The organism is bacterium (assembly GCA_018812485.1).
Taxonomy (GTDB): Bacteria; JAHJDO01; JAHJDO01; order JAHJDO01; family JAHJDO01; genus JAHJDO01.
Genome location: JAHJDO010000090.1, coordinates 1 through 12,608, shown reverse-complemented (window position 1 = coordinate 12,608; position 12,608 = coordinate 1). Strand labels below are relative to the sequence as shown.

Genomic DNA, 12,608 nt, shown 5'->3' with positions numbered 1-12,608 from the left:
AGAAACAGAGAAAATCCTTTTACAAATAGACTTAGATAGATACATAACTGAAAGAGAAATTTTTGAAGCAAAAAACCTTGCGCGAGTAGTTTCTTATATCAATACAAAAGCCAAAGAACAAGAGCTTACACTTCCGGTTATTCTGTCGCTTCACAAAATGCTTATAGCGAATATCTGTGATGATGTAGCCGGCAGATTTCGTAAGGACGGTGAGTGGGTCAGGGTTGCGAACCATATAGCTCCGGACTCAAAAGAAGTAGTAGAAAGATTGGATAAAATGCTTGCAGGTTATAACGCAAACAGTCACGAAAATATTATAAAACGCATTGCTCTGCTGCATCTTACTTTTGAACACACCCACCCGTTTGTTGATGGTAATGGCCGTATCGGAAGAGTGATAAATAATTATCTGCTTATACGAGAAGGGTTTGTGCCGGTGAATATTAAATTCATTGATAGAAAGTTGTATTACGAAGCGTTTAAAGAATTTGACGAAAAAGGCACTGCTGAAATCATGGAAGAAATAGTCGGCAAAGCGCTTACGAACAGTTATCACAAGAGACTTGCGTATCTGGAAGGCGCGCACATCATGACGCTTGCTGAATACGCGAAAAAGAATAAAGTATCACACTCTAATTTGATAAATAAAGCAAATCGCCAAACCATAGAAGCTTTTCTTGAAAAAGGCGTTTGGAAGATTGGAGATAAATAGTTATGAAGCAATACATAAGAATCCTGAAGTTTGTAAAGCCATACTGGAAGAGGATACTGCTGGCAGTAATATGTATGTTCATTCTTCAATTCTGTACTGTTGGTTCAATAGGAAGCATAGTGGTATTTATGGATAATATCCTGTCAACAGGCAGTGTTTCTCCAAACACACCAATCCCTCTCACTCTCAAGGGAGAACTCTTTGGGCATAAGGTGGCTATAACTCCTTTGACAGCAGAATTCACTGTGGTTGCGTGGTTGAAGCTGCTGGTTGTATTTATAGTTTTTATTTATATTTTGAAAGGACTTGCCCAGTTTGCTCAAAGTTATTTAATGACATACGCCGGACTTAGAGGAACTTTGGATTTGAGAAATAAATTGTATAGGCATATTCAGCATATGAGCCTGTCTTTCTTCACCAGGCAGAAGTCAGGCGCTATTATGAGCCGTATTGCAAATGATGTCGGAGAAGTTAAAACATCTATGACGGTACTCTTTGGAGATGTTATTAGAGAGCCAATGAATATCATAACGCGAGTAGTAATTGCATTTGTGCTCAGCCCAAAACTAACCATTATATCTATTCTGATATTTCCTCTGATAATATACCCAATTATTAAATTCGGCAGAAAGATGCGCAAGCTTACATCTATTACCCTAAAGAGAAGAGCATCCGTTTTTTCAGTGATGCAGGAAAGTCTTTCCTCAATGAGAATTGTTAAGGCTTTTTCTATGGAACATTATGAATCAGAAAGATTTAGCAAGGAAAATGAAGGAGTTTTTAAAACAGAGATAAAGAGGACAAGAGTACAGGCAGTTACTTCTTCTGTTACAGAGTTTGTTGGCATGCTTGGGATTGCTGTTGCTACATGGCTGGGTGGCGTTTCTGTTATAAGAGGAGATTTAACCATTGGCTGCTTCATTGGATTTTTTGTTGCTATAGGTGGAATACCTGGTTCAATAAAGAAATTAAGTAGTGTTAATAATACTATTCAATCTATGTTTGCAGCTGCATCAAGAATCTTCAATGTAATGGATAGCCAGTCAGAAATTGTTGATTTGCCCAATGCACGTACATTGGATACATTTAAGAATAAAATCGAATTTAAGAATGTCAGTTTTGCTTATGATAGAGATGTTATTGTGTTAAAGAATATCAGTTTTGATATTAATCATGGGGAAGTTGTTGCTGTAGCAGGTCCAAGCGGTTCGGGTAAAACGACTATAGCAAATCTCATTCCACGTCTATATGATCCAACATCAGGGGAAATTACAATAGACGAAATGAATATTAATGAATTTTCATTATGTTCTCTTCGCAGACAAATGGGAATTGTTACACAGGAGACTGTTCTCTTTAATGATACGCTAAGACAGAATATATCTTATGGGCATCAGGAAGAAGTTTCTCAGGAAAAGATAGAACATGCAGCTAAAGCTGCGCTTGCTCATGAGTTTATAATGAAGATGCCTGAAGGATATGATGCTGTTATTGGCGATCGTGGTGTAAAGCTTTCAGGAGGAGAGGCGCAGAGAATAGCCATTGCAAGAGCTATTCTCAAAAATCCTCCTATACTTATACTTGATGAAGCGACCTCTGCTCTTGATACTGAATCAGAATATCTGGTCCAGAAGGCAATAAATAATCTTATGGCCAATCGTACCACATTTGTGATTGCGCATCGGCTTTCCACTATTATGAACGCGGATAAAATTATAGTAGTTGAAGACGGCAAAATTATAGAAACAGGCACACATGAGGAACTTGTCAAAGAGGGAGGTTTGTACAAGAAATTGCATGATCTTCAGTTTCGTGTGAATACTAAAAAATGAGAATACACAGGGTTTTTAAGTCAGGAGTAATTCCATGGCTAGCATGGATATTGATTAGAGGCATTGGTAGAAGCATAGTCTTTGAAACCAAAGGAGAAGAAAACTACTTAAAATTAAAAAGAGAAGGCAAAAATATTATACTTGCTACATGGCATAGCAGGTTGTTTTTAACTGTGTATTATTACAGGTACAAGTTAGGCGGGAATATATGTGTCTTAATAAGTCCGAGCAGGGATGGAGAATTTATAGCAAGGGTTATTAAAAGATTTGGGTATTCGTTTATTAGAGGATCTAGCAGGCATTATGAAAAAAATGCTCATGAGGAGATGCTTAAAAGGTTATCAGAAGGTTCTGATATGGGAATAACGCCGGACGGGCCAAGAGGTCCGGCTGAAAAAGTACAGCAAGGAGTTATTCATATAGCGGCCGAGTCCGGATGTCCGATAGTTCCCATGACATTCAATACATCCAGAAACACAAGACTTAACAGCTGGGATAGGTTTGTATTTCCACATCCTTTCACCAGGGCTGTAGTAACTTTTGGTTCTCCTGTTTATGTTCCATCAGATACTTCAAAAGAAGAAAAACTAAAAAAAGGCAGGGAACTTGAGATCGTTCTAAATAGAATAACAAGAATGGCAGATAAACACTTTAATAAAGGGGAAAACTATGACTAAGCATATTGTTAAACGAGAGTATAGTATTGGCAATAGGGTGATGCACACAAAATGGGGAAAGGGAACTGTTATTGATCATAGCGGTGTTGGAGAGAGTTTGAAAATAACAGTTCATTTTGATAATGACAATCAAAAACGTCTTTTGCTTACTAAATACGCAAAGCTTGAAAAGATAAAAGGTAAATAGAGTGAATATAGTTCTGGCAACAAGAAACAGATATAAAATAAAAGAGATTAAGAAGATTCTTGGCAGTTTAAGTGTAGAAATCTCGTCTGCGTTAGACTTCCCTGGATTGAAGGAGGTTGCAGAGGACGGAAAGAGTATAGAAGAAAATGCAATTAAAAAGGCTATTGTTGTAAGTAAATTCACGCAGCAGTTGGCTATTGCTGACGATTCAGGACTAGAGGTGGACGCTTTGGAAGGACGGCCGGGCGTTTATTCCTCGCGTTTTGCAGGTAAAGATGCAACTTACGATGATAATAACAGAAAGCTTCTTCGTCTCATGGAGTATGTTCCTCCTAAGAATCGCACGGCGCGATTTGTATGTATTGTTGCAATTGCAGACAAAGGCAAAGTAAAAAAAATCATAAAAGGCACTTGTGAAGGGATAATCGCTTTTGAACCTAAAGGCAAAACAGGTTTTGGATATGATCCTCTCTTTATTATTCCCCAATATAATAAAACCTTTGCAGAACTGGGTCCTGAGATAAAAAACAAAATAAGCCATAGAGCAAAAGCATTTCTGGAAACAAAGAAGTTTCTTGAGGAATCTTTAATCATACAATTAGATTGACTTTTGGTAATGGGATGATAAACTTAGACCAACGTTGTTTTAAAAACCGTAAGGAGGTGTAGTATGGCAGAAGCTTATTGTGTAAAGTGTAAAGCTAAGAAAGAAATGAAGAACGCCAAGGAAGTTACGATGAAGAATGGCAGAAAAGCAATGAAGGGCGTTTGTCCGTGCTGCGGTACAGGTATGTATCGTATAATGGGTAAAAAATAATTACCTGTCTTTTGTTTTGTGTGTCGCAGATAGAATTTTATTAAGTTTTGTCTGCGACATCTTTATTTTAGAGAAGATATAATTGAATACAGATGACTAACTTATGCCCTCCTCTTTTATTTATTCCAGGCTGGGGAATTAGCAAAAGTATCTGGAAGCATCAAATAGAGTATTTCAGCCAGAACTACAGAACTGCTGCTATATCCCTTGAAGAAGATGCCAATGCCTCTGATGATCGTATAAGAGTACACACAGAACATATATTTAGAGTCATTAAAAAATTAAAATTAAAGAACATTAACCTTGTAGGCTGGTCAATGGGTGGCATGATTGCTATTAATTTTGCATTTCAATACCCTGAGTATGTGACAAAGCTTGTCCTTGTAAGCACTCCTGCAAAATTTGTTGCTTCAGAGGATTATAATGCGGGTATATCACACATTGCCATGCAAAGCTTTATCAACAAGTTCAGAAAATCACCTATGAGAATGTTAAGCAATTTTGCAAGTCTTATTTTGAAGAATGCAGATTTTAAAAAAGAAGATTTGGATTTAATAAAGGAGTCGTCAAATCTATGTAACAAAAATACAATGTTACAGGATCTACTATTGCTTAGAAATTGTGACCTGAGAGATAAATTACACTCTATAAAAGTTCCTACTCTCCTAATTCATGGGAAAGGTGATATGATATGTCCTTATGCTTGCGCAGATTACATGCATAGCAAAATAAAAAATTCTGTTCTTCATGCGTTTGAGAGCACAGGACATGTTCCATTTGTAACGAAACATGAGGAGTTTAATAATTTATTGGATGGGTTTTTGAGAGATTATGAATTTTAAGCAGTGGACAAAGTCCTCATTTTCGAAAAGTGCTTCAACGTATAATAATATTGCTGAACTGCAGTTTAAGATCGCAGATATACTGGTCTCAATGCTGGATAAGTCTAAATGTGCCTTGAGAATACTGGACGTAGGAACAGGAACTGGTTATCTTATTGATAAGCTTCAGTGTGCGTTTCCAAACGCAAAAATATATGCTGTTGACCTTGCCTTTGGAATGGTCAAAATATCCTCAGCAAAAAAGCGTATTAATAGAACTAGTTTCGTGCAGGCAGATGCTGAATTTTTACCGTATAAGAATGATATGTTTGATATACTAATTTCAAATTCTGTATATCAGTGGATGGAAAACTATTCCAGAGGGATAAGTGAATTATATAGAGTTATAAAACCAGAAGGAAAATTCCTTTTTTCAATGTTTGGAGGAGAGACATTGTGCGAACTTGGCAGTTCCTTTATAGAGGCGCATAATATTATGGGTACGCATCCAAGTTCTCATTGCCTGAGCTTTGTTGATGAAAGAAGACTTGTTGGTCTTCTTAATAGATTTAGATGCATTAATGTAGGAGAAATTACGCAGAGGATATATTATGATAATGTTATGAATTTGTTGACCTATCTTAGGTCTATAGGGTCTCACAATCATCTGTGTGGCTCAAGAGATGGATTGGGCAATAGAAAAATAATGAACAAAATGAAAGAAGTGTATGCGAAAAAATATTCCAAGAATAATAAGATTTTTGCAACTTACGACATACTGATTGCACAAGGGCAAAAATGAGAAAAGGCGTTTTTATTACAGGTACTGATACTGAAGTTGGCAAAACTGTTATAGCTGGAGGATTGGCTCGACTGCTTCGTAACATGGGGATAAATGTGGGTGTTATGAAGCCTGTTGAGACAGGAGGAAAATATAAAAAAGGCAAACTTGTTGGTAAGGACACTGAATATCTGATCAGAATGAGTAAAATTCAAGACACTTACAGCCATATCAATCCTTATATATTGCAACATCCTTTAGCTCCGTATGTTGCCGCAAAGCTTGAAGGAAAGAAAATATACAAAAAAAAAATACTTACCTCTTTTAGAAACCTTACGGATAAATACGATTTTTTAATTGTTGAAGGGTGTGGCGGATTTCTTGTACCAATAACATCCAATTATATGATTTCTGATCTTGCTAGAGATATGAAACTTCCTATTATAGTTGTTGCAAAAGCAGGGCTGGGCAGCATTAATCACACTCTTCTGAGTCTGTATCATGCGCGAAGGTCAGGACTTAAGGTAATAGGCATTATTATAAACAAGACTAGCAGAGATATTCAGATGTCTGAGGAAACAAATCCCCAAGTTATAAGAGCTTTTGGCAGGGTACCAATACTGGGTATAATACCATATACTTCAGGACGTAAAAGCATGGATGTTGTTGTTAACAAATATGTAGACATTGAAAAGATTTTATACAATAATGCCTAGAACGTTATGAGGAGAAAAAATGAGAATCATTGCAATTGCAAAAAATACCTTTAAAGAAGCATTAAGAGGGAAGATGTTTAACATTATGTTGATCTTTGCTCTAGTTACTATTGGAAGCACAAAGATGTTTTCGTTTTTTACTCCGCGGGAAGAGATGAAAATGATTAAAGATATGGGGTTTTTCTTTATAACAATTTTTGGGCTGCTAATAGCGGTTATTCTCGGAGCAAGATTAATTACTGAAGAACTGGAAAAAAAAACAATATATGCGGTGCTTTCTAAACCAGTTCACAGATATGAGCTTATTTTAGGAAAGCTGTTTGGCGCAATGTTTGCCTTATTTATTAATCTCTGTTTTATGACTGGTGTGTTTTTAAGTGTGCTTTATCTAAAAGAGCGCGTACTGAATTTTGAAATATTCAAAGCTATGTTTCTAATTTTTATTAGTTTATCCTTACTTAGTTCTATTGCTCTTATGTTTTCAACATTTTCTACCATGTGGATAAGTATAGCTTTAACACTATTTATCTACATTATAGGAAATATATTTGAGTATCTTAGACATCTGGCCTCAAAAGGCAGTGCCATATTGAAATTTGTACTTGATGGGGCCTATTACCTTTTGCCCAATTTTGGTAATTTTAATGTAAATCGTGATATTGTTCATGGCACAGCAGTATCAGTCCTGCACATACTTAAAGTTACTGTTTATGGGCTGAACTATATAATAATATTTACGCTTCTGGCCATATTATTTTTTAGAAAGAGAGAAGTATGAAATTCAGACCTCAAAAGATACATTTCATATTTCCTCTTATTATTTTAATATTGCTGGTTGTAATTATTCCGTTGCATAAGAGCATAGATAAGGATTTGGATAAATTGCATCCAGAGAGAAAATTGGTTACCGCTCCGGCAGGGGAATTCTTGGGGCAATTTCTCTTTGGTTTCAAGGATATTGTTGTAGATTTAATGTGGCTTAGAATAGATTACTACTGGGATCACCAGCAGCAAGAGAAAATGTTTCCTATTTTCAGAACGATTACATGGCTTGACCCGCATTTTCTTGACGCATGGATTTTATGGGCATGGCATATCGGATATAACCTCAGCGCAGCTGTAAAGGATCCTGAAATAAAAGAAAAATGCTATTGGGCAGATATTAATATACTAAAAGAAGGCATAAAATTTAATCAAGATAAGTATGACTTATTCTTTGAGTGCGGTTGGGTTTATTACCATAAGTTGAAATTATATGCAGAAGCTGTTAAGTACTTCGCATTGGCTGGGCAGTGTAAAGACCATCCAATGTATGTTTCTCACATTCTTGCTCATAGCTATGCAAAGCAGCATAACTGGCAAAAATCTTTGGAAATATGGGAATCTGTTAAGAAAAAGGGATATAAAAATTGGTCACAATCTGAGGTTGCAGGAAGACACATAAAGAAAATGGAAAAATATATTGAAATGGAACAAAGGGGCGAAACAGTTAAGGATGAGATGTACCCATGAAAAGACTGGATAGAGTGGATTTTCTTATTATTATAGTTGTGATTTTCCTCTTAGGTGCAATGGCAGTGCCTAGTTATATTAAAGATCAGGTAGCTTATAGGAAAGAAACGTGCTTAACCAATATGAGGAAAATTGTATGGGCAAAAGAGAAATGGGCAGCCAGCAATAAGAGAGAGAATGGAGCTAATTGTACCATGGAAGATTTAGTTCCAGAGTGTCTTCCTGAAAAATTGGAGTGTCCATCCGGCACTAAAGCGTATATTGTTAATCCTATAGGTGAAAATCCTGTTTGTCCGAATCAACTGGAGGACAAAGTAAAAGGGCATACTTTGCCTGTATATAAAAAACCGCTCTAATTATCTACTGGATATTCAATCGTTGTTCACCTACTTTTAAGATAGCCTCCAGCGTTTCTGAATAAGACATGCCCGCTATACTTGCCATCTTTGTAAGATGTCCGTCCCAGCACCAGCCCGGATTGGGATTCATTTTACCCAATAATAATATTCTCAGCCAGCCGCAGTTCCAGCAGGGCTTGGAGGAAGGACAGCGTCGACTCCGCTCCCTGATTCTCGTTCACGCGGTCGGGATGCAGGCCGTCCCGACAACCGCCTGTCGTCGGATCGTAAAGGGGCAGATTAAGATCATTGCGCCCAAGGAACCATTCAAAGGCGCGGCGGGCTTCCTTGCGCCAGCGTTCATCAAGCGTGATCCGGTAGGCTTCGAGACAGGCAGAGACCATCGCCTGCGCCTCCACCGGCTGTTGATCGAACCGGGCCCGCTCACCACCTTGCGGATAAAAACCATTGGATCCGATAGGAACAAAATGCCCCGCGTCCGCGCGTTGCAAGTCGGCCAGCCAACTCAGCGACTCCAATCCGGTTTCGGTCATGGCGGCATTGGACATCGCTTGGCCACATAGGAGCAAGGCGTGCGGCAACGCGGCGTTGCAATAGGTCAGCCGGTCTTCATACCAGCACCATTCATCTGAGTGGTGGTTTTTATACAACGTCAGCAGCCGCCCGGACAATTTCTCGCGAACCTGGTCAGCCTGGCGGTCACCGGCAAACCGCTGTAGATATTCTTGGATGCCAATGATCGCGAAAGCCCAAGCGCGCGGGCTGGGTGTGTTAAGAATAGCGGGTAAAGCCTGCTCGAACATCCAGCCCGCCATACTGTGCAAGGCCGGCATATTCGAGCGACCCAACACGGTGCCTAACGCCCGCAATGTTCGGCCGTGGCTGTCGTCGGAACCGCCCTCTTCCAGCCAGTTGCGCTGGTAATCCATAAAGTTACGGAGGCGTCCGGTTTTCGTATTGAAGGCATACCATATAAAGGCCAGATAACGGGAGCCTAGTGCCAAGGCCTCTTCGTTGCCAAGGTCTTCCATAAGGGCGCTTACCATCAGCGCGCGGGCGTTGTCATCGGTAGTGTAGCCCTCGCGATAGTTGGGCACCGTGAAAATGGCGTGTTGCATGATGCCGGTTTCATCCGTCATATGATGCAAGTGGTCCAGCTTGAGAGGCGGCAATTCGCCCGGGTGTTTGTCCAGGGGTTTAACCGCAAAGTCAGGGTGAATAAAATGACGGCGTTCCGCGCGCGCGCGTTCAAAGCATTCCATATAACGGCTTGCTACCTGCGGCCAGATCATCTCTCGCCCAAACACATAGGCCCGTTTGCGCATGGCGTGGCGCTGGGACTCGTTGTCTAAAAGGTCAATCACCTGATCGGCCAGTGCTGCCGGATCCCGGAACGGCACCAGCACTCCCCGTCCTTCGGCCAGCATCTCTTCCGCATACCAATACGGTGTCGAAATTATCGCCTTGCCCGCTCCCAGGGTGTAGGCGAGTGTGCCGGAGGCGATTTGCGTTGCGTTGAGATAGGGCGTGATGTAAATATCCGCTACACTGATGAATTTAACAAGTTCTTCTAAACTTACAAAGCGGTTGTAAAAGATCACCTGCCCTTCCACGTCTTTCTCCTGAGCCAGCCATTGCAGGGACAGCCGGTATGTTTCGCCTTCATTCTGCATGACATGAGGGTGGGTCGCGCCAAGGACGATGTACACCACGTTCGGGTGCCGGGCTAAAATGGCGGGCAGAGCAGCGATGACATTTTCGATACCTTTACTCGCCGAAAGCAAACCAAAGCTGAGCAAGACGATTTTGCCCTCGACCCCAAACAGGTCTTTGTGAAAACTTGGGTCTACAAAGGGCACATCAGGGATGCCGTGCGGGATCAGATCAATCTTCTCCGGCAGCACGCCATAGACGTCATGCAGGAATTCCGCGCCGCGCTTACTCATAACAACCAGACGATCAGACAGGGCCGCGACTTCTTCCAACACCCGCTTCTGATCGGGGTCGGGGTCGAGCAGAATGGTGTGCAGTGTCGTGACGATAGGCATCCGCAATTCGCGCAAGAGCTCAAGGATGTGGCTGCCCGCGTGTCCGCCAAAAATGCCATACTCATGCTGCAGGGATACGAGATCTACGTTGTTGATATTTAGAAAGTCAGCAGCACGGCGATAGGAATCAATATCCTTCTCCGTAAGCTCAAACCTAACGCGGAGCGGATAGGCGTAACCGGCCTTGATGTCATTGACCGGCAGGGCAATGCAGGTTGTTTGACTATATTTGGCGGCGATGGCCTCACACAAATCGGTGGTAAATGTGGCGATACCGCACTGGCGCGGCGAGTAGTTGCCGATGAACGCAATGCGATTAAGTATTGAATTGGTTGAATTGTGACCCATTTATCTAATTTCCTCGAAAAAGGGAGTTCTCTTCTTTTCTACACACTCAGCAGCATAAAGATACATAGCAGCAGACCAACTTTGCCAATTCTGTCCCCGGGGTGTACCGTCTTGTGCGCGATGCCATTCGTTAAATCCGAACTCAGTTTTTGCTTCCCTTGTCTGTTTAACAAGTTTTGCCAAAGATAGTAATTTTCTTTTTGCCAGATTCAACATCCCCGCAGAAACTAAAGCCGCAATATAAAACCCGCAAACAAAAGGCCAGATACCGCCATTATGATATTCTCCCGGCTGATTGTATTTCTTATAACGTAGCATCCAATCAGGATCTTCTTCTTTGATATAAGGGAAAAAATTAGGGGGTAAATCAACAGCCAATTCTCCTCTATCCGTCATCGCTTTGCATTCAGCCTCTATCCAACTAATAAGTTTTTTCGCTCTGGAAGGTTGCGCTATTCCGGATAAGATTGCAAGGCTGTTGCCTAGCAAATCAAAGCGTTCACTTCTATATATTTTATAGGACCATATTGCATAATATGGTTTAGACCGCAGCATTAATCCTTCATGGACATGGCGGTTCTGCTTGTCATCTTTTACAGTAAAACGAGTCATATGCTTTTTAAGAATTCCAGCCCGTTCATTTAATCCAAACAATTTAAGATAAATATAAACAAGTGTGTTCACAAATAATCCATATCCTAAAACCCACTGCTCATCACGCCAGTCGCTGGTTGGTAATTGTGAAACCATAATGCGATTAGTAGGGCTGCGATATTCCATCCATGTAACAGACTTTCGAACAGCATCTTCAAGAAAATCCGGTTCATTCATAACCTGCCTCCACAGCCCAACACCAATTAAAAATAGAGGTGTACAATCACTAGAGCCACGGTCTTCAGAATCGTGAACTAAAGAAGGAATATGGCCCAAAGGAGATTGGTTTTTCGCTAATGTTTCAAGAACACGCTTCATTGATTTAATCAACTTTTCATTTTTTGTCGCAAGAATCCCAAAGGAACTAATCAGCAAATCTCTTGTATATGGTTCAGGATAACCCCAGCCTGCAGCTCTCGGCAAACCACGATATGGACCATGGTTATTATGTAATAAAACTTCTAAAGCAGCATGCTTCGCTTTTTCCAAAAATTCTTTATCTTTCTTTTTCATACTACGAAATCCCCAAACGCTTTGATACTATTTGAACAAACTTTTTAGCTATAAGTCGATAATCAAAATTTTCAACGACCCTCTTTCTTCCCTCTTTACCCATTTTTTCTCTCAAGTCAGCGTCCTGCATTAAATCCATAAGATATTTAGCAATATCATTAACACTAGCTCTGTAATCTACCGTCCTTGGTCTTTTAAAAGTATATATATGTCTATACTCGTATCCTGATTCATCTCCAAGAATTGTTTCTCTAAGTTTAATTTCCTGAGCAACATCAGCTAAAAAAGCCGTTTTCCCATGAACCAAGGTATCCAGCATCCCCATTGCTTTTATTCCTATAACCGGTTTCCCGCATGCATTTGCTTCTACTTGAATCATACCAAATCCTTCCAAACGAGACGGAGCGGCATAAATATCACAGGCGGATAATAAATAGGGCATAAAATTTCTGGAGACCGTGTTTGTGGTATAAACTACATTTTTATCTATCCCTAAATGGGTGGCTAATTGCAAATCGTCTAGATTCTGCTTATATGTACGCGGTTGTGGCCAAACTTTACAAGCATATTTCCAATCAGGAGCCTTAGTATCGTTTATCGCTAAAGCCTGCATAACTTCCTGTGCACCTTT

General features: G+C 40.2%; 15 protein-coding genes. 12 read left to right on the top strand and 3 right to left on the bottom strand.

Features of this window, described 5'->3' with window-relative positions; translation table 11 throughout:
- The 12 genes from KKC91_07175 to KKC91_07120 all read left to right on the top strand — a co-directional run.
- On the top strand, positions 1-712 hold a 712-nt coding region (locus tag KKC91_07175), incomplete at its 5' end, for a Fic family protein (GenBank protein ID MBU0478334.1).
- Positions 713-714: 2 nt separating this feature from the next.
- Positions 715-2,544, top strand: coding sequence for an ABC transporter ATP-binding protein/permease (locus KKC91_07170; GenBank protein ID MBU0478333.1), 1,830 nt, complete (start codon positions 715-717; stop codon positions 2,542-2,544).
- A complete protein-coding gene (locus tag KKC91_07165; protein MBU0478332.1) occupies positions 2,541-3,221 on the top strand; it encodes a lysophospholipid acyltransferase family protein in 681 nt (226 codons plus the stop codon). The genes KKC91_07170 and KKC91_07165 overlap by 4 nt, the downstream gene beginning before the upstream one ends.
- Positions 3,214-3,408 (top strand): hypothetical protein, encoded by a 195-nt coding sequence (locus KKC91_07160; protein MBU0478331.1) that lies wholly within the window; start codon positions 3,214-3,216, stop codon positions 3,406-3,408. The genes KKC91_07165 and KKC91_07160 overlap by 8 nt, the downstream gene beginning before the upstream one ends.
- 1 nt (position 3,409) lies before the next feature.
- Entirely contained in the window at positions 3,410-4,015 is a 606-nt protein-coding gene (locus tag KKC91_07155; GenBank protein ID MBU0478330.1) for an XTP/dITP diphosphatase, read from the top strand.
- A gap of 63 nt (positions 4,016-4,078) precedes the next feature.
- On the top strand, positions 4,079-4,225 hold the full coding sequence (locus KKC91_07150) for a hypothetical protein (GenBank protein MBU0478329.1): 147 nt from the start codon (positions 4,079-4,081) through the stop codon (positions 4,223-4,225).
- Positions 4,226-4,317: 92 nt separating this feature from the next.
- Entirely contained in the window at positions 4,318-5,067 is a 750-nt protein-coding gene (locus KKC91_07145) for an alpha/beta hydrolase (protein ID MBU0478328.1), read from the top strand.
- Positions 5,057-5,848, top strand: a complete 792-nt coding sequence (locus KKC91_07140; GenBank protein ID MBU0478327.1) for a methyltransferase domain-containing protein — start codon at positions 5,057-5,059, stop codon at positions 5,846-5,848. The genes KKC91_07145 and KKC91_07140 overlap by 11 nt, the downstream gene beginning before the upstream one ends.
- The gene (bioD, locus tag KKC91_07135) at positions 5,845-6,543 is read left to right on the top strand and encodes a dethiobiotin synthase (protein MBU0478326.1); all 699 of its coding nucleotides are present in this window, start codon (positions 5,845-5,847) and stop codon (positions 6,541-6,543) included. Before KKC91_07140 ends, bioD begins: the two co-directional genes overlap by 4 nt.
- Positions 6,544-6,562: 19 nt before the next feature.
- Positions 6,563-7,321, top strand: a complete 759-nt coding sequence (locus tag KKC91_07130) for an ABC transporter permease (protein ID MBU0478325.1) — start codon at positions 6,563-6,565, stop codon at positions 7,319-7,321.
- Positions 7,318-8,055: a hypothetical protein gene (locus KKC91_07125; GenBank protein ID MBU0478324.1), complete on the top strand. Its 738-nt coding sequence runs from the start codon at positions 7,318-7,320 to the stop codon at positions 8,053-8,055. Before KKC91_07130 ends, KKC91_07125 begins: the two co-directional genes overlap by 4 nt.
- Positions 8,052-8,411 carry a hypothetical protein gene (locus KKC91_07120; protein ID MBU0478323.1) on the top strand — a complete coding sequence of 120 codons (360 nt, stop codon included), beginning with the start codon at positions 8,052-8,054 and terminating at the stop codon, positions 8,409-8,411. The genes KKC91_07125 and KKC91_07120 overlap by 4 nt, the downstream gene beginning before the upstream one ends.
- A 134-nt stretch (positions 8,412-8,545) precedes the next feature.
- Here the strand turns inward: KKC91_07120 and KKC91_07115 are convergent, their stop codons facing one another.
- The 3 genes from KKC91_07115 to KKC91_07105 all read right to left on the bottom strand — a co-directional run.
- Positions 8,546-10,810, bottom strand: coding sequence for a glycosyltransferase family 4 protein (locus KKC91_07115; GenBank protein ID MBU0478322.1), 2,265 nt, complete (start codon positions 10,808-10,810; stop codon positions 8,546-8,548).
- Positions 10,811-11,977 (bottom strand): amylo-alpha-1,6-glucosidase, encoded by a 1,167-nt coding sequence (locus KKC91_07110; GenBank protein ID MBU0478321.1) that lies wholly within the window; start codon positions 11,975-11,977, stop codon positions 10,811-10,813.
- A gap of 1 nt (position 11,978) precedes the next feature.
- The coding region (locus tag KKC91_07105; GenBank protein MBU0478320.1) for a glycosyltransferase at positions 11,979-12,608 on the bottom strand (630 nt) is incomplete at its 5' end.

Coding starts and splice junctions, on each gene's coding strand:
- KKC91_07110 (MBU0478321.1), bottom strand. CDS start 11,977: ATGAAAAAGAAAGATAAAGAATTTTTGGAAAAAGCGAAGCATGCTGCT.
- KKC91_07115 (MBU0478322.1), bottom strand. CDS start 10,810: ATGGGTCACAATTCAACCAATTCAATACTTAATCGCATTGCGTTCATC.
- KKC91_07160 (MBU0478331.1), top strand. CDS start 3,214: ATGACTAAGCATATTGTTAAACGAGAGTATAGTATTGGCAATAGGGTG.
- KKC91_07145 (MBU0478328.1), top strand. CDS start 4,318: ATGACTAACTTATGCCCTCCTCTTTTATTTATTCCAGGCTGGGGAATT.
- KKC91_07130 (MBU0478325.1), top strand. CDS start 6,563: ATGAGAATCATTGCAATTGCAAAAAATACCTTTAAAGAAGCATTAAGA.
- KKC91_07170 (MBU0478333.1), top strand. CDS start 715: ATGAAGCAATACATAAGAATCCTGAAGTTTGTAAAGCCATACTGGAAG.
- bioD (MBU0478326.1), top strand. CDS start 5,845: ATGAGAAAAGGCGTTTTTATTACAGGTACTGATACTGAAGTTGGCAAA.
- KKC91_07150 (MBU0478329.1), top strand. CDS start 4,079: ATGGCAGAAGCTTATTGTGTAAAGTGTAAAGCTAAGAAAGAAATGAAG.
- KKC91_07165 (MBU0478332.1), top strand. CDS start 2,541: ATGAGAATACACAGGGTTTTTAAGTCAGGAGTAATTCCATGGCTAGCA.
- KKC91_07120 (MBU0478323.1), top strand. CDS start 8,052: ATGAAAAGACTGGATAGAGTGGATTTTCTTATTATTATAGTTGTGATT.
- KKC91_07140 (MBU0478327.1), top strand. CDS start 5,057: ATGAATTTTAAGCAGTGGACAAAGTCCTCATTTTCGAAAAGTGCTTCA.
- KKC91_07125 (MBU0478324.1), top strand. CDS start 7,318: ATGAAATTCAGACCTCAAAAGATACATTTCATATTTCCTCTTATTATT.